The organism is Metabacillus sp. GQ13 (assembly GCF_059758525.1).
Genome location: NZ_JCAXET010000055.1, coordinates 1 through 310, shown reverse-complemented (window position 1 = coordinate 310; position 310 = coordinate 1). Strand labels below are relative to the sequence as shown.

The following is a 310-nucleotide window of genomic DNA, read 5'->3' as shown; positions in this document are numbered from 1 at the left end:
TCTGCTTGTAAGGCAGATGCTCTCCCAGCTGAGCTAATCCTCCAGTTAAAGTAATTTTATTAATATAATTCTTAACTCTGCCTGGCGACGTCCTACTCTCACAGGGGGAGACCCCCAACTACCATCGGCGCTGAAGAGCTTAACTTCCGTGTTCGGCATGGGAACGGGTGTGACCTCTTCGCCATCATCACCAGACATTAGTGACAAGAATTATTATACTATTTTAAAAGAATATTTCAAGTGTTTTTTTTAAAAACTTTTATATTCCTTCAAAACTAGATAACGATTCACAATTCAAGTTTCACTGAGG

1 rRNA gene is annotated in these 310 nt (G+C 40.0%); it reads right to left on the bottom strand.

Annotated features, from left to right (window positions below):
• Positions 1 to 79: 79 nt before the first annotated feature.
• A 5S ribosomal RNA gene (gene rrf, locus AC6CHR_RS25120) occupies positions 80 to 195 on the bottom strand.
• Between the last annotated feature and the right edge of the window lie 115 nt (positions 196 to 310).